Source organism: Marinimicrobium sp. C2-29, from assembly GCF_038419845.1.
Taxonomy (GTDB): domain Bacteria; phylum Pseudomonadota; class Gammaproteobacteria; order Pseudomonadales; family Cellvibrionaceae; genus Marinimicrobium.
Genome location: NZ_JBCAQT010000016.1, coordinates 84681 through 101721 on the forward strand (window position 1 = coordinate 84681; position 17041 = coordinate 101721).

Sequence of the window (17041 nt, forward strand, 5' to 3'; positions counted from 1 at the left end):
CCATAGAGATTTATTGAGAATTCAGCTCTATTCTACTGAAATTAGAGTGCTTTTTGGGAGATTTTTAGCGATGGCGTCCATAGCATCAATCTATTATTTTTGGGGTCCTTTATTAATCAGGACCCACTATGCTCTACCTTAACCAACCGCTGGGGCCGATCCAGCAGTGGGAAGTAGAGCGCGGTCCTGAGCGGACGATCTTCGCCCAAGGCCTCGAGTACCCGCGCATAGCGCTGCAACTGCTCGCGATAGCTGTCGACCTCCCGGGCGATGAAGGCCTCCGTCGATTCGCCGCTCTCGGGCTGGCTGCTTTTATAGTCCACAATCCAGCGCTCGCCCCGGTCGATGAAGCTCCGATCGATCACCGACTCCTGAACCCGTTGACCGACTCGATGGCGGATCGCCCACTCACACACACTGCCCTCGTGAGTGGGGTCCAGCAGCCAGCGTCCGTCCGGGTCGTTCAGGGTCCGTTGCAGGCCGGTCCGGATTTTGTGGAGTGCCTGATCAATCGTGTCCCGCTCCCAGCCCAACTGACGCAGCTGCAACGCCCAGAAGGGCTCCCGGGTGTCGGCCCAGGCCTCCGACCATTCGTTCATCCCGCTCTCGGTCAGTTGCTGTAACTGTCCGTGCAGCACCGTGCCCGTGTGCCGGGCCAGACGCGCGCCGGGGGTTTCCTCTTCGGGAAGGTTCTCTTCGTCGTCGTACTCGTGCCCCCGGTAGCGCTCCAGCAGCGTGACCTCTTCGAGCTCGGGTGCGTGCCAGTCCGGCGGCAGGCGCAAGAGGTGTTGCAGGCCGGGGCGCTGATCCGGGGCAGACTCCGGCGGCTCGGTGGACTCGACGATGGGCGCCGGGGCCGATTGCATCTCCGGCTCGATGGGTTCCCAGATGGTGCGCAGCAGCGAGCCCTGCCTCGGGGCCCGTGCCTTGCCACTGCGCGGGTCCAGGCCCACGCAGGCGAGCAGGTGCAGGCGCTTGACCGCCCGGGTGCAGCCCACGTAGAGCAGGCGGGTGGCCTCGAAACTGTCGCGCCGCTTGGCCTCGTCGCGCATGAACTGGTAGAGCGGATCGACATCCGCGCCGATAGGTGCGAGAGGGCCCAACAATAACTGCCGCTCGCCCTGGTGGTTGATGCGCTGCTGCCAGAGCAACAGCTCTTTGTCATCGCTGTTGCCGCCCCGGTCCAGGCCGGGGATGATCACGGTATCGAATTCCAGCCCTTTGGATTTGTGCAGGGTCATCACCTGCAGGCGCGGGTCGGCGTCGGGGCGCGGCGCGGCAAACAGGCCCTGGACCGCGCGCTCAAAGCTCTCCCAGTCGCGCAGGCCGGTGCCCAGTTGATGCCGCTCGATCAGGGCGAAGTAGCTGGGGATATCTTCATCGTCCGCCGGGTCCAGCAAGAGGGCCGGGCCGCCCAGGGCCAGCCAGATGCCTTCCAGCCAGAGTCGCAATGGTTTGCGCTGGCGCTCCCGCCAGGCCGGCTCGAGCACAGCCATGAGCCGGTCCAGACACTGGCGGCCGGACGCGCTCAGCCCCTCGATCTGCTCGCGCTGGCGCAGCTGCTGCCAGATCACGGGCCAGCCGCCGCGCTGGCGCGGGCTGGCTTCGCCCAGATCGGCGGTGATCAGCCGGTGCAGGTCGTGCAGGTCCAGGCCACACCAGGGGGCGCGCAGCAGCGAGAGCCAGGCGATCCGGTCGTCCGGATTGAGCAGGGCCCGGGTCAGGGACATTAGATCGACGATGGCCATGCGCGTCGCCAGGCGGTCAATTTCGGTGGCTTGCCAGTGCAGTCCCCGGCGCGCGAGAGCGGGCAATATCCAGCTCAGATGCGGGCGCCCCCTTACCAGAATCGCCACCTCTCCCTCGGGATTATCGGCCAGCGACTGTTCGGCAATCCGGGCCACGGATTCGGCTTCCTGCAGTTGGGCCAGGGTCCGGTCCGGGCTGGCCTCGGGATTGAGCACCTCGGGGTCCGACTGGTCGGTCTCATTCTGGTAGAGGCAACCGTAAAACTGGACCGCCTCGCCCTCCAGCGGCGCGTTGAAGGCAATGGAGGGGGCATAGCGGACCGCGCCCCGGCCGATGTCGTCCCGTGCCGGAAAGGCCTGTTGAAACACCCGGTTGACCCAGCGCACAACTTCAGTCTGGGAACGGAAGTTGACCTGCAGATCGAGCGCGGTCAGCGGTACCTGGCCGATGCCGTGTTCGCGCGCATCCAGAAACAGGCCAACGTTGGCGTCGCGGAAGCCGTAGCAGGACTGCATGCCGTCGCCCACAATAAACAGCGTGCGGCCATCGTCCGGCTGCCACCCGGCGGTGAGCTGTTCCAGCAGCTGCAACTGTGGCGCGGCGGTATCCTGAAATTCATCGACCAGAATGTGCTGGATGCGGTAATCCAGTTTCAGGGCGATATCGGTGGGGTTGTCCGGGTCGCCCAGGGCCAGGCTGGCGGCCTGGGCAATGGCGCTGTAATCGGTGGCACCCAGCTGCTTGAACACCAGGGTCAGTTCGGCGCCCAGCTGGGGCAGCAGGCGGGTGAGGCTGTCGAGCAGCTGCCACTGGCTTGCGGTGTATTCCGCCGGCGGCAGGGTCCGCACCGCGTGCAGCTGCTCCGCCAGGTCCGGGCTCTGCTCCTGCAACTGACCGGCGACCTCGGCAAACAGCGCTTTGAGCTCAGCGCCGGGTTTACCGGCCGGGAATCCCTCTTTTTTGGTCAGGCGTTTGCGCCACTCGCCCTTGCCGGTGAGCAACAGGTCGGCGAGGCCCAACCACTGAGTGTGCGCGGCGGGTTCGCATTCGGGCAGTCCGGTGATGCCCTTCAGGCCCGCGATGGGGCTCTCGGGGTTGTCCTCGGCGGCATTGGCGGCGGCCTTGTCGGCCAGCAGGCACAGTTCGCTGGCCTGGTAGCCGATGCGCTCGGCGACCGCCTGCAGCTGCTCTTCAATCACATCCTGCAGCACCGCCTCCAGATAGGAGCGCGCGTGCTCGGTCCGTGCTTCGAGCATCACCCCCAGCCACTGGTCGCGCTTGGCCAACAGGCGCATCAGCAGGGTTTCCACCGCCCCCAGGTTGCTGTCCAGGTGGCGCAGCAGGCGTTTAAGATCCTCGCGAATGCTCTCGTCGGTCTCGAGCCGGGCCAGAAACTGGTGCACGGCCTGCCGGTAGGCGAGCTCCGGGGTGTCGAGGGTATCCGGCTGGGCGCCCAACTGGCTCTCAAGGGGCAGTTGCCGGGTAATCGCTCGGCACAGGCTGTCGATGGTCTGGATGCGCAGGCGCTGAGGGCTGAACAGCAGTTGCCATTGACGCTCCCGGTCGCGCTTGAGGACCGCGCTGGCCAGGCGCCAGGTGCGCCGGGCGTGAGGATCCTCTGGTTCCGGTGTCTCCGCCGCCTCGCGCAGGGCGGCCATGATCCGCTCCTGCATTTCGCCCGCCGCCTTGCGGGTGAAGGTGATGGCCAGGACTTCTTCCGGTTCGTCGCACAGCGCCAGCAGGGTCAGTACCCGCTGGGTCAGTAGGCCGGTTTTGCCCGAGCCGGCCGGGGCGGCCACGGCAAAGGAGCCGGTGGGGTCGAGCGCCGCCAGGCGCGCCTCCCGGTCGGGCGGGTTGTCGGGGCTGAAATCGCCGTGCGGCAGTTGATCGAGTGCTTCCTGAATGCTCGGGTCCTCCATATCAGCGGCCCTCCTGACGCAGGTAGTCCTGGAGGGTGTCGGTCTCCAGCGCGCGGTTGAGGGGGATCAGCTCTTCGCTGTAGCGTCGGGATTTGGCGTCCTTGAAGTCCACCCGGGCATCGCCGGCAATGAAGTCCTCCGCCAGTTGCTCCAGCACCTGCTGCCAGTCGGCCCGTTGGCCGGCCCAGTCCGGGTCGGCGGGCTTCAGGCCGGGCAGGGGGCTTTGCAGTTCGCCCAGACCAATCCATTGCAGGGCCTTGGGGTTGAGCTGGGCAAAGGCCACGCCTTTGACTTCGTCCGAGGCGGTGACCGCGTAGAGCGGCAGCTGGGGCTCATCCGGCCGCTCGCCCAGCCACTGCTGGGGATTCAGATCGGCGCCGGTCTTGTAGTCGATCAACAGCTGTTCGCCGTTGTCCAGCCGATCGATGCGGTCGATGAACAGCGTGAGTTTCAGGCCGGCAAAATCGATATCGCGCCGCTCCTCCCGGGCAATCACTTCAAAGGGCGGGCGGGTTTTTTCCAGCGCGAGCCAGCGCAACACCATGTCGGTCAGACGCTCATGCTCCAGGGCGCAGTACTCGGGCCCGAGCTCGCGCGGCCGGCGCTGGCGGATGGGCTCCAGACTGGCTGTACAGGCGGCCTCCACCTGCTGGCGCAGGTAAGACTCTTCAGCCGCATGCAGTTGCTCAGAGTTGCGCAGCTCTCCCCAGATCGCCGCAAGAATGCCGTGCAGAACCGTGCCCCGCTCGGCGGCCGAGAGACCGACCACCGGGGCGTCGGGCGCGCGCGCTCCCAGGCGCAACTGGGCAAAGGCGTTGAAGGGGCAGGCGGCCTGGTGTTTGAACAGACCGCTGCCCCCTGGCGCTTTGGCGCTCAGGTCCACAGTTGGGCCCCGCTCGCACCGCACCGGCTGCAAACGGGCCGAGCGGCGCAGCGCCTGCCGGTAGCGCTGCAGATGACTCTGTGGTTGTGGCAGCAGTTCCTCCAGGGGAATCTCGGCCATCGAGCGAATCAGCGGACTGGGGCTGAGATCGCCCTGGTCATCGGCGCTGGGCGAGCTGAACACCACCTGCTCGGCGCAGCGCTGATAATTCTCCGTCAGGCTGCGGGCGATGGACAGTTCCCGCTCGGCGGTGGCGTGGGGCATCTGTTCGCGCCGTTGCAGATCCAGCGGCAGCAGCGGGTTGGGCGCGGGGACCGGCGGCCACTGGCGTTGGTGCAGCCCCAGTACCCAGCAGTGGGAGAATCGCAGCCCGGCGCCCTCCAGGGCGCCCAGTATCTGAATGGGCGAGTCCGGCGTCTGGGCCTGAAAGGGGGTCTGTCCGGCCAGTTGCGACAACTGCTTGAGCGCCTGGGCCAGGGTCAGGTCGGTGCCGGTGGCTTCCAGGGTGGCGAAGGTCTCCAGCAGCTCGAACCACTGACCCAGCTGCTGGAACTCCTGGCTGTCCAGCCGGCGGGGGCCGGGCCAGCCCAGTTGTGCCAGGCTCTCGCGAAAACTCTGGGCCCACTGGCGGGCATTGGTGCTGCGCGGCAGCCGGCGGCGCTGCTCGTCCAGCTGTTGCAGTCGGCGCGCCAGCTGTAGCGACTCGGCATCGGGCTGCTTCTCGGTCAGCTGCTGGCTGTAAAAGCGCAGATCGCTGCCGGTCAGCTCGAACTTGCCCAGGCGCCGCAAACGCTCGCACAGTTGGGTGCGCAGCACCAGCTCGGCCTCGGCATCGCCCCAGAAGGGCGACTGCAACAGGGTACAGAGGTTGTTCAGCGGCCAATGGTCGCGCAGCAGCTCCAGCAGGCTCAGGCCACTGTGCACCAGGGGTGTCCCGCCCAGGGGGATCCCGGCGGAGAAGTTGAACGGCAGGGTGTAGCGGGTGCGATCGGGCAGCGCCGCGGTGGGCTCGAACACCTCGGCAAAGACCCGCTCGACCTGATCCCGGCGCTGCCCCAGGTCTGGCACGATGATGCCCAGGGTTGCGTCCGGCGTCTGTTGCAGCTGCTCAAAGCTCCAGAGTGCGGCGGCGCGCAGCTCGGTTTCCGCGTCCGGCAGCTGGACCCGCTGTGGCTCCGAGGCGCTCGCCATCCCGCCGGCCTGTTCAACCCAGCCATCACAGGCCGACTCGATGATCTGCCGGTGCAGGGGTGGCAGGTCATCAAAGCCGGTCAGCCAGAGTCGCGAGTGGCGGGGCAGGGCGCCATCGTCAAAGGCGCGCGCCACAATCTGATGCGCCGCCTCGGGGGTGATCAGCCCGCGCGCTTCCAGCCGTTGTTCAAACACCGCCAGCCACCGCAAAAAGCTCTCCGTATTCCCGCTGGTATAGGAGTCGGCTCTCAGTTGCTCAATGTCAATCTGCCAGAGCGTCAGGCTGCGCAGGGCGGCATCGGCCTGTTGCGCGAGCGGCTCGGCCTGCAGCAACTGGCTGGCTTCATCCGACTGGGCGATGACCTGCTCCCAGAGCAACTGGCGCTGGGGACGACCCGCCAGCGCGAACTGGCAACCCGGGTAGCCCCGTTCCACCAGCGTCTGCCAGTGGTTTTCCAGCCAGCGGTTCAGAGGGGTCGCGCTTGGGGCCGGCCAGGCCTGCTTGCCCCGAGCCAGCTGGTGTTCATCCCAGGCCTTGACCAGGTGCCGGCGCAGGCGGTCATTGGCGGTAATGATGGGCTCGTCGGCTTCCAGGGCAGGGAGCAGCGGGTGCAGATCAAAGAGGGCTTGAACCATGGCGATGGGGTCGGTTTCCGGCGTCGGGTGGTCGAAGCGCGCCCGTCGGGTGCGAAGCGCGGGTCAAAGAGCGAAGGATAGCACGCGACCGACAGGGTACGCTCTCCATCCAAAGGGAAATGGATGCCAGAATTTGTGCTAGTCTCAAAAGACGCAGGTGACATTACAACGAGATAACGAAAAGGTCGTGGTAGCGGCTCCACGGCTCGCCGCTCCTGAGGTAGATGCATGCCAGTGATACAATCGCTCAACACCAAGCTGCTGCTGATCGTGGTGTTTTTCGTTGCGCTTAGTGGATTGTTGATCGGGCTGTGGCAGGGGGCGGAGGAATACCGACGCCTACAGCAATCCTATGATCAGAGGCTCGACGCGCTCAGTGGGCGCTATCGGGACCGGATTGGTACGGCCATGGCTGAGCGACAGCAATTGCTGGTGGCGGCCCGTGATTCGATGAAAGCGGCGCTACAGCGCAGCGAGACTGAGCCGGTGCCTCTGGCGTTTTCACTGGATGAAGATCCCGATGGCGCGCACCGTAATTACCTCGGAGAGTCCGGCGTTTTCGTTCATCGGGACACGGAAATCGATCAGTGGACCCGACGCTTTGTCTATCACACCAACAACACCTGGCTGAATATCGAGCCATTGCTCAAATCACAGTTTGTGGCTTTCTACTTCATCACGCCGAACCGGGTCAGCCGGATCTGGCCCGCCAGCCTGGTTGCCGGCCACCGGCCGGATCACGATGTCACCCGGGAGATTTTCTATACCAAGGCGGCCCCGGAGAACAATCCCGAGCGGGAACCCTGCTGGACCCCGCTCTATTTTGACGTCTACTCTCATGCCTGGACCACGTCCCTGTTGGTCCCGATGTATCGCGATGACCGGTTTATTGGGGTCATGGGGGCCGATCTGGAAATGGCGTTTCTGTTCGAGCAGCTTAACCAGCTGGAAGCGGATTTTGATGGGCTCGAAGCGTTCATTTTCAGCGCCGACGGCGAGGTGATACTGCAAAGCTCCAAGCCCCCGGAGCGACCGCAGGACGTGCTTGACCACTATGAGCTGTTCCGTGGCGGGGCCGATGCCAATCAGGAAGACTACCTGTTGTCGGTGGTCAATGACGAGGTGGAGCCGGGGCAGGTGTACTCGCGCGATTTCGAGGGAACGACGCATCGGATCACCTATCGCAAAATGCCCAACCTGGACTGGCACGTCAGCCTGTTTTACCCCGAATCCACAATCGCCGCCAAATACCGGGATACCATGGCGGTGATATACAAAAATATCTTCGGCATGGTGTTGTTTCTGGTGGTGGCCCTGTTTTATGGGCTCAAATGGCTGGTGACCCACCGGATTCTGAAGCTGGCCCAGTTCACCGGTCGCATCGGTTCGGATAACTGGACGCTGCGGGTGAGTGAGAAAGGCAATGACGAAATCAGCCAACTCGCGCAGGGCATCAACCGGATGCTCGACAAGATCAATGAGCTGTTCAGCGGGCTCAACACCAGTATTCAGGATATGGAAAAGCTCGCCTATTACGACCAGCTGACCGGCCTGGAAAACCGCCTGTTATTCAAGGAGCAACTGCGCACCGCCCTGCACAGCGCGATGCGCGAGAACAACCATGTGGCGCTGCTCTATCTGGATCTGGACCACTTCAAGGACATCAATGACAGCCTGGGCCACGAAGCGGGCGATAAGCTGTTGGTCGAGGTGGCGCGTCGGCTGTGTCTGTGTCTGCGCGAGGAGGACTCGGTTGCCCGTCTGGGGGGCGATGAGTTTGCCGTGCTGCTGCGCCACATCGGGGAAGGGCAGTATGCCTCTGTGGTGGCCGGAAAAATCATAGAAACCCTGCGCGACCCGATTCATCTGGGGGCGCAGGAAGTGGTGGTTGGAACCAGTATCGGCATTACCCTGGCGCCGGATGACAGTGAAAACATCGATACCCTGATGAAAAACGCCGACCTGGCCATGTACCAGGCCAAGTATCAGGGGCGCAACATCTTCCAGTTCTATCGCCCGGAATTGAATTTTCAGGTGGAGCACCGGATCAGAATGGAGCGTGAGTTGAGGCGCGCGCTGAAAGAGCACGAGTTTGAGCTCTACTACCAGCCCCAGCTTGATGTGAGTACGGGAAAGGTGATCGGAGCGGAGGCGCTCATTCGCTGGAATCATCCCGAGCGGGGCCTGATACCGCCCGATCAATTCATTCCCATCGCGGAAAATTGCGGCCTGATCGTGCCCATTGGCAAGTGGGTCCTGCGCAGTGCCTGCCAACAGGCCCGCTGCCTGCAGAAAGCAAAGCTCAAGGGGGTTAGGGTATCGATCAACATCTCCGCGCGCCAGCTTAACGATCGTGAGTTTGTCTCTGACTTCAAGGCGGTAATTGCCGACAGCGGGATCAACCCCGAGTGCCTGGTGCTGGAAGTGACCGAGAGCACCCTGATGGCCGATGCGGATGTGGCACTGGCGCACCTGCACGCCATTCGCGGGCTGGGTGTGGGGCTGGCCATTGACGACTTCGGCACCGGCTATTCGTCACTGAGCTATCTCAAACGCCTGCCCGTGAATTGTCTGAAAGTCGATCGCAGCTTTGTGCAGGATCTGCCTGACGATGAGGAGGACCGGGCCATCACTTCGCTGATTGTCGCGATGGCCGCCAGTCTGAACTATCAGGTGATTGTCGAGGGGGTTGAAACCGAGCCCCAGCTGCGGTTTCTGCGCCGCTGCGGCTGCAATTATGCGCAGGGGTATTATTTCCATCGCCCCATGCCGGCCGATCAGTTGATGCAGCTGTTGTTCGAGTCGGCAAACGGGACCGGCTCCACCGACAGATCCTGAATTCCAAAGCGCGCCAGCGCGGGCGCCAGTGCCCGCACCTCGGACGTATCCCGGGTGAACCAGGCTTCGTGGTGGACAGGCCGCGCCCCGGCGGATAATGGCAGGGTCGCCAACCAGTGCTGGACGCGCCGGGCAATAGCCTCTCCCGAGTCCACCAGGCGCACCGTCTCTCCCAGCACGTCACGCAGCTCCTGGCGCAACAGCGGAAAGTGGGTGCAGGCCAACACCAGCGTATCCATCTCGGCGCCGCGCGGGTGGCTGTGCAGCGGCGCCAGGATGCGCGCCAGTGCGCCTGGCGCCAGCGGCTGAGCGCGCAGGTGCTGCTCCGCCATCTGCACCAGTTCGGAAGAGCCCAACGAAATCACCTCGCAGTCACTGGCAAATTCGCGGATCAGATCCCGTGTATACTGGCGCGCAATCGTTCCGGGGGTCGCGAGCAAGCCGATCACCCGGGTGCTGGACAGAGCCGCTGCCGGTTTGATGGCGGGCACCACGCCCACGATGGGCTGGCTGAAGCGCGCCCGGATCGCCGGCAGAGCCAGGGTGCTGGCACTGTTGCAGGCGACCACAATGATGTCCACCGCCTCCCGGGCCAGCAGCCGGTGCAGGACGACATCGACCCGTTCGATCAGCGTCGCCTCGCTTTTGGTACCGTAGGGAAAGGCGGCATTGTCGGAGGCGTAAATCAGATCACAACCGGGGAGCTGGCGCTGGATTTCGGCCACCACACTCAGGCCGCCCACGCCCGAATCGAACACCAGGACGCGCGGGTTGCGATCGTGTGAATCGGTTGGCACTGGCGTTTCTCCGGCTGACTGAGGCGGCTGGTCTGGCTCATACCCTTGGGCCGTATGAGACAAGGCTCCGGCCTTGATAGAATTAGTGTGCTGTAACACCCTATATGAACCTATCAGCGAGTCGCTGGCCGGTCAGATGCAAGGCGCGCTTGTGCCGGAAGGGTCATTCCCTTTCAAACAAGCGCAACACCGCAGATGGCCGGCCAGCGGCTCGCCCGAAGGGAGCCCCCCGAAAGCGCCATGACGGCGTTGCAGTGCTTGACAAGGGCCCGCCATTGCCTGCGCACTGCGCCTTGTCCTGACACTTTCGGGGGGCTCTGATAGGTCCATATAGGGTGTTACAGCACACTAGTTGGAACGAGATTGTATTTTGCCCTTTGGCCGGACACAAGAGGCCTGACACAAGAGGCCCGACACAAGCGGGCAAACCGGAAAATGGGAATCGACACTTGCAATTGACTGAACTGATACTGCCCCTGACCGCCGCCGGTGGTTTTTCCTTCGGCCTGCTGATGGCCCTGCTGCTGTTCCGCGGACGGGTGCGCGAGGCGGTCTCGGCCCGCACCCGGGAGCTGGAAAATGAGTTGCAGCGCCGGGAAGGCGACTGGGCACTGACCGAAGCGCGCCTGCAGCATGAACGGCTCCAGGTGCAGCGACAGTTGAGCGATGCGGGCGAACAGCTGACGGAGCAGCGTCAGCAGCTGCGCGAGGCTCGCCAGCAGTCGGATCAACTGCGCACCCGCCTGAGCGAGGTTCAGCAGGAACTGGCGGCCGCGCGGGAGAAAGTGCAATACCAGAGCCGCCTGCACGAGGACCTGCGGGCGCGCGAGCAGCAATTGTCCGAGGCGCGAGGCCAGGTGACCGAGCTGCAGACCCGGCTGGGACAGGAACGCGAGCGCTTTGAAGAGCAACTGGCACTGCTGCAGGATGCCAAAAAGCAGCTGACCGGCGAGTTTGAAAACCTGGCCAACCGGATTTTCGACAGCAAGCAGCAACAGTTCTCCAATAGCAGCAAAAATCTGCTCGAAACCACCATCGATCCACTCAAGTCGCAACTGACCGAGTTTCGCCGCAAGGTCGAGGACGTGTACGAAAAGGAAAACTCCGAGCGCAGCCGCCTCGCCGGGCAGATCGTGGAGCTGCAGAAACAGGCCCAGAAGATCGGCCAGGATGCGGTCAGCCTGGCGCAGGCGCTCAAGGGCAATACCAAGTCCCAGGGCAACTGGGGCGAGGTGGTGCTGGAGCGGCTGCTGGAGCAGTCGGGCCTGCAGAAAGGGCGTGAATACGAAACCCAAGTCAGCTTCAGCGGCGCCGACGGCAGCCGGCGCATGCCCGATGTGATCGTGCGTCTGCCGGAGAACAAGGACATCATCATCGACGCCAAGGTCTCACTGGTGGACTATGAAAAGTACTGCAACAGTGAAGACCAGAGCGAGCGCGATCAGTTTCTGGCGCAGCATGTTCAGTCCCTACGCAACCATATCCGCAATCTGAGCGTAAAAGACTATGAAAGGCTCGAAGGCGTGCGCGCCCTCGACTTCGTGTTCATTTTTGTACCGATTGAAGCCGCTTTCATGCTCGCGCTGCAGCAGGACCCCAAGCTCTATAGCGACGCCTACGACAAACACATCATTCTGGCCAGCCCGACCACGCTGTTGGCGATTCTGCGCACGGTGGAGAATATCTGGCGCTACGAGAAGCAGAACAAAAACGCCGAGCGGATCGCCCGGGATGCCGGTGGCCTGCACGATCAGTTTGTATTGCTGCTCGAGTCGCTGGAAACCGTGGGCGCGCATATCGGCAAAACGCAGGAAGCCTTTGATACCGCCCACAAAAGGTTGTCGACCGGCAAAGGCAATCTGTTGCGGCGGGTCGACAACATCCGGCGCCTGGGCGCCAAAACCAAAAAGACCATTGCCCGCGACCGGGTGGAAGACGCCGACGAGGGCGATGAGGCCTCAGAGTCTGAAGCGCCCGACGTCGATGAGCGTCGCGCCGAGCTCGAAGCGGCCTCGAGCCAAGGGGGCGACAATGAATAGCCGCGCACTTTATGTTGACGATTCACACACTGATCAGTCGCGTTTTGAATATTTTCGATTAAACAGGAACGATGTATGACCCTGACCAATCTATTGATCATTCTGGCCGTGATTATTGTCATGGCACTCGCCGTTGTAGCGGCGGTACTGCAATACAAGGTCTATCTCCAGAAACAGGCGCGCCAGGCTGTGGCGCAACAGCAGCAGGCCGACAGTGACGCCCAGCGGGAACGGCTCAACAAGAGCATCCAGATATTGGCGCAATCGGTCGGGTCCGACGATCTGTCGCTGACCGAGGCGAGTATCCGCATCAGCGTGTTGCTCGACAGTATGTCGGTAGAGGACTCGGTGCGTGAGGAGTTTGCGGCTTTTTATCAGCTGGCCGAGGCGACCAGCCACATTCCCATACTGGACGCCTGGAAAGAGTTGCCCAAAAAGAAAAAGCTGGAGTACAACCGGGATCGGAGCACCCAGGAGCAGTTTTACGAAAAGGCGGTGGTGGAAGCGGCCCAGCGAATTCGTGGCCGCCGTTTCTGATTATTTCCGCTGTAGCACCACACCACACTCCAGGTGGTGGGTGTAGGGGAACTGGTCGAACACGGCGAAGTGCTTGATGCGGTGCGTCTGGGTAATGCTGTCGAGGTTGTGCCTGAGGGTGTCAGGGTTACAGGAGACGTACAGAATGTTGTCGAAGCGCTGAGTGATGCGCGTCGTGTGCGGGTCGAGCCCGGCCCGGGGCGGGTCGACAAAGATCGTGCTGAACTCGAAGCTGTCCAGATCCACATGGCGTAGCCGGCGAAAGGGGCGGACCTTGTCCAGTGCCTGGGCAAAATCCTCACTCGACATTCGTACCAGGGTCAGGTTCTCGACCCCATTCAATCGTTGATTGTACTCGGCCGAGGCCAGTGAACTCTTGGCCAGCTCGGTGGCCAGCACCTGTCGAAAGTTCTGCGCCAGGGGCAGGGTGAAATTGCCATTGCCGCAGTAGAGCTCCAGCAGGTCGCCGCCAAACTCACGGCTGTGCTCCACGGCCCAGGTCAACATCTTCTCGCAGACACGGCCGTTGGGCTGGGTAAAGCCGGTTTCCACCTGCTGGTATTGAAAGGTCTGCTCACCCACCTGCAGTTTCTCGATCACGTAATCCCGGTCCATCACCACTTTCTGCTTGCGGCTGCGCCCGATGAGGTCAACGTTCAGGCGCTCCTTCAGGGGGCGGGCTTTTTCCTCCCATTGCTCATCCAGCCGTTTATGGTAGAGCAGGGTGATCAGGGCCTCGCCCGAGAGGGTGGTCAGAAATTCGACCTGAAAGAGCTTGTGGCGCAACACCGGGTCGGCGTTCAGTTCTGACAGGAGTGGCCCCATCAGGTCGTTGATCAGTCGGGAGGCAACGGGGAAGTCTTCAATCAGGAAGGGTTTTTTGTATTCCCCCGGTTGATACATGGCGTAATCGGCGCGGTCGCCTTCATGCCAGATTTTGAACTCGGCGCGCAGTCGATAGTGCTCCGGCGGCGACCGGAACACCTCGATCTCAGGCAGGGTAAAACGGGCAAAATCCCGCTTCAATTGTGCCAGTTTCTGCTCGAGCTGTGGCTCGTACTGCTCGGGAAATACCTGGTGAATGGCCATAGTCACAACGCCGCCGGATGAAAAGGGCGCGATTGTAACAGTGTTCAACGCTCTCGGCACTGCCCCCACTCACACTCGATAAAGGCGCGTGGTTCATCCTGGCAAAAGGCGCCATAGGCCTCGTAGGGCCAGTCGGTGTGAATGACCACCAGTTCAGATTGTCCTGTGCATTGCTCCTTGGCCTTCGCCTCGACCTCGCGGTAGCTGCGTCCGGGGTCCTGCTCCAGAGGCACGCCGCCGGCCAGAGTGGGGACGTCGCTCAGTGCGAGCTCGCCGGTTGAAGCCTCTCGCAGCTGTGCCAGGGCCAGCTGGTCGCGTTCGGAGTCAATGTAATCCCGGGTGTCGATGGTCTGCTCCAGTTCCTCCAGTCGGCGTTCGCACACAATCCGCTGGTTGGTATCACTGCGGGTGTTCAGGCGCAGCTCCTCGCGCGCCCGGCCCTGGTGCTCATGGGCAAAGTGGATGGCATTGAGCGCCAACGTGCGGCCTCGATACTCGACCACTCCGGCCTGCAGGTAGCGTTGGTATTGCTCGTCAGCGCCCCTCAGTGCATCGCCGTGCAGACTCTGCCACACCTCCCGCAGGTCCGCGCCGTAGGCCTTGGCCTCGGGTCCGACCCGGCTGCACTCGCGCAGAATGCTATCGGTGTACACGGCGTTTTCCAGCAGCCCCATAGAGACCCGGTTCAGCTCGTCATCCGTCGGAGGAGCGATTTCCGGACTGGCGCAGGCCGCCAATAAGGCGGCAGTGATAATGGGCAGCGCCATGCGCTGGATAGGGCGGAATAGCCGTTGACTTGCGATGCTCATAAATCAATATCCCGGGTTGGTCGCCTCGGAGCCCGATTCGGTGCGCCGGGCCAGAGGCAGTCGGATGATAAAGCGTGTTCCCTCACCGGGCACTGAGTCGACCTCAATGGTCCCGGAGTGGTGTTCGGTGATGATGAAATAGGATACAGATAATCCCAGCCCCGTGCCCTGGCCGACCTCCTTGGTAGTGAAGAAAGGTTCAAAAATGTGACGCCGTACCTCTTCTTTCATGCCGGGGCCGTTGTCTTCGATCTCCAGCACGGCGCTGTTGGGTTCGGCATAGGCTCTGAGGCTGATGACCGGGTCGCGGTCCGACTCTTCACTGTGAAACGCCTGAACGGCATTGCGCAGCAGATTGAGAATGACCTGCTGGATCTCCGCCGCCGAGCCCAGCACTGGCGGAATCGAAGGGGCGAGTTCGGTGATCACGCCCGGCCGGCGTCGGCTGCCGGCCGTTTGCAGGTTCAGAGTGTTGTCGGTCAGCTCGAGGCTGTGCTGCACAATCCTGAGCAGATCAAAATGATCGTGCACCCGGCTGCTGCCGCGCGAGAACTCCAGCATATTGCTGACGATATGCATTGAGCGCTCACCGGCTTCGCGGATATCGGTCAGGAAGTGGGACACCTGCCGCCGGTCCAGGTACTCATTGATTTTGCCCAGTTCCAGGTCCAGCTCCTGCGCGGCGGCCCGGTTTTGCGCCAGATCCGGTGACAGGCGCCGCCCGATGTTCTGAACGCCATGCAGTACCGTGCTCAGCGGGTTGTTGATCTCGTGCGCCATGCCCGCCGCCAGCTCGCCCAGTGACATCATTTTTTCGTTCTGGATCATCATGTTTTCAATGCGCACGCGTTTGGTGATGTCATCCATGCGGATCACCGCCCCAATGGCCTGCACTGCAATCAGCGGGTAGATGCTCAGGTCGGTGTAGTGGGCGTCACTGCCGTGGCCTTCCTGAATGTTTTCGTTGACGTAGGGCACACCACTTCGGATGGTGCGATTGACAGTGTCCATGGAGATGGGCAGGCGCGGGTAAACCTGATTGAGCGGCTTGCCCAGCGCCTGGTCCGGCGTCAGGCCGGTACTGAGTTCGGCGGCGGTGTTCCAGTGGGTGACGGTGCCATCGGGGGTCACGCCGATCAGGATGGAGGGCATGGAGTTGATGATGCTGTGCAGGTAATCCTGGGTTTCGCGCAGCAGTATCTCGGTGGCCTGGTGCTGGCCGACTTCATCCTGAAGCTGGTTATTGATCTGGTTCAGGCTCTCGGTCCGCTCCACAATCCGCTGCTCCAGCTCCCGCTGGGTCTGTTTCAATGCCTTGCGCGCCCGCTTATTGTTCAGGCGGCTGCGTTGCAGCCCGATGATCAGCAGTGTCTGGAACACCAGAAAGATGGCAATCGCAATCCAGACCAGCAGGGGCCAGCGGGCATCGCCGTTCTGCGCCCAGGCGGGGGGTGAGCACAGACACAGTGCCAGTAGCGCCGGCAGGGAAGGCCCGCCGCGCCGGCCGCTTGTGCAATCGTGATCTCGGCTCACCGGTGGCTCCCATTGTGGTCGAAGAGGTGGCGGATATATCCCGCGCTTCATAGTCTAGCGCCAGCGGGTGGGAAACTCTAATCCCGAATGCCGATATGATCAAAAAATGCCCAACAATCAATATCTTGGCTTTTTTTGTTCGATTGGTTTAAAAGTGTTTGACACCCGAGGGGAATTCGGTAGAATGCGCAGCCCATGGCGAGGGTGGTTAGCTCAGTTGGTAGAGCGGCGCCCTTACAAGGCGTAGGTCACAGGTTCGACTCCTGTACCACCCACCATCTCTTTCAAGAGTTGGAGAAAGCCCCTCGCCAGAGGTAACGCGGATCGGTAGTTCAGCTGGTTAGAATGCCGGCCTGTCACGCCGGAGGTCGCGGGTTCGAGTCCCGTCCGGTCCGCCATATTACGAAAAAGCCCCACATCGCTGGGGCTTTTTTTATGCCCGTAAAAAGCCGCCGTGGCCCGGGTGCGGACGGGGCTCGAACCTCAGGGTTCGACTAATCCGTCGGGAACGGATTGGCACAGCCGAAGGCTGCCCGCAGGGTGAATGCCAGGGATGGCATTCATGATTCCCGTCCGGTCCGCCATATTACGAAAAAAGCCCCACAACGTTGGGGCTTTTTTTATGCCTGTAAGAAACCGCCTCCAAATTCTGATGTAACTCCCCGTAGGGTGCGGTAAGCGATAGCGCACCCACCTTTTCCGGACGTGATGCCGCAGCTTCACGTCCGGCCCGCTTCGGGCTGGACCGTTCCAAGACACGTGGCGAGTACATCCCTGTAACTCGTCAACACTAGTCCCGCGGTTGACGGTCTTGGAACGGTCCACCCCAAATCGGTCCTCGAGCCTTGTAGAGACTATCCCTCCAGAAACAGCTTGGTGATGGATACCCTATTTGTCAGGTGCGCTGTCGCTCCGAAACGTCGGACCGACCAGACCTACGAGACCCCACGGCGGGTTCTACGGGGTGCGGAAGACCTTACCCCTGAGCGGGCCGGACGTGACGCAAAGGTGGGTGCGCTGT

At 62.4% G+C, this 17041-nt stretch carries 9 protein-coding genes and 2 tRNA genes; 5 read left to right on the plus strand and 6 right to left on the minus strand.

What is annotated here, in order from left to right; all coding sequences use genetic code 11:
* Positions 1 to 116: 116 nt before the first annotated feature.
* Positions 117 to 3668 (minus strand): UvrD-helicase domain-containing protein, encoded by a 3552-nt coding sequence (locus tag AAE484_RS15255; RefSeq protein ID WP_341939286.1) that lies wholly within the window; start codon positions 3666 to 3668, stop codon positions 117 to 119.
* Between the two features lies 1 nt (position 3669).
* Positions 3670 to 6378: a PD-(D/E)XK nuclease family protein gene (locus tag AAE484_RS15260; RefSeq protein ID WP_341939287.1), complete on the minus strand. Its 2709-nt coding sequence runs from the start codon at positions 6376 to 6378 to the stop codon at positions 3670 to 3672.
* A 228-nt stretch (positions 6379 to 6606) separates the two neighbouring features.
* Between AAE484_RS15260 and AAE484_RS15265 the strand changes: the two genes are divergently transcribed.
* Positions 6607 to 9216, plus strand: coding sequence for a bifunctional diguanylate cyclase/phosphodiesterase (locus AAE484_RS15265; protein ID WP_341939288.1), 2610 nt, complete (start codon positions 6607 to 6609; stop codon positions 9214 to 9216).
* On the opposite strand, the gene murI is transcribed toward AAE484_RS15265, so the two are convergent.
* On the minus strand, positions 9156 to 10013 hold the full coding sequence (gene murI, locus AAE484_RS15270) for a glutamate racemase (RefSeq protein ID WP_341939289.1): 858 nt from the start codon (positions 10011 to 10013) through the stop codon (positions 9156 to 9158). The two genes, AAE484_RS15265 and murI, sit on opposite strands and share 61 nt — an antisense overlap.
* A 449-nt stretch (positions 10014 to 10462) precedes the next feature.
* Between murI and rmuC the strand changes: the two genes are divergently transcribed.
* Complete coding sequence (gene rmuC, locus AAE484_RS15275) at positions 10463 to 12052, plus strand: DNA recombination protein RmuC (protein ID WP_341939291.1); 1590 nt, start codon at positions 10463 to 10465, stop codon at positions 12050 to 12052.
* Between the two features lie 75 nt (positions 12053 to 12127).
* Positions 12128 to 12589: a DUF2489 domain-containing protein gene (locus tag AAE484_RS15280; protein WP_341939292.1), complete on the plus strand. Its 462-nt coding sequence runs from the start codon at positions 12128 to 12130 to the stop codon at positions 12587 to 12589.
* Here the strand turns inward: AAE484_RS15280 and trmA are convergent, their stop codons facing one another.
* From trmA to AAE484_RS15295, 3 genes are read right to left on the minus strand one after another with little or no spacing between them, the layout of a single operon-like run.
* Positions 12590 to 13678 (minus strand): tRNA (uridine(54)-C5)-methyltransferase TrmA, encoded by a 1089-nt coding sequence (gene trmA / locus AAE484_RS15285; protein ID WP_341939314.1) that lies wholly within the window; start codon positions 13676 to 13678, stop codon positions 12590 to 12592.
* Between the two features lie 44 nt (positions 13679 to 13722).
* Positions 13723 to 14487, minus strand: a complete 765-nt coding sequence (locus AAE484_RS15290) for a hypothetical protein (protein WP_341939293.1) — start codon at positions 14485 to 14487, stop codon at positions 13723 to 13725.
* A gap of 3 nt (positions 14488 to 14490) precedes the next feature.
* Positions 14491 to 16020 carry a two-component system sensor histidine kinase NtrB gene (locus tag AAE484_RS15295; RefSeq protein WP_341939294.1) on the minus strand — a complete coding sequence of 510 codons (1530 nt, stop codon included), beginning with the start codon at positions 16018 to 16020 and terminating at the stop codon, positions 14491 to 14493.
* Positions 16021 to 16222: 202 nt separating this feature from the next.
* Between AAE484_RS15295 and AAE484_RS15300 the strand changes: the two genes are divergently transcribed.
* Together AAE484_RS15300 and AAE484_RS15305 are read left to right on the plus strand one after the other, a co-directional pair.
* Positions 16223 to 16298, plus strand: a tRNA-Val gene (locus AAE484_RS15300).
* Positions 16299 to 16341: 43 nt separating this feature from the next.
* Positions 16342 to 16418 (plus strand) — tRNA-Asp (locus tag AAE484_RS15305).
* The last annotated feature ends 623 nt before the right edge of the window (positions 16419 to 17041 follow it).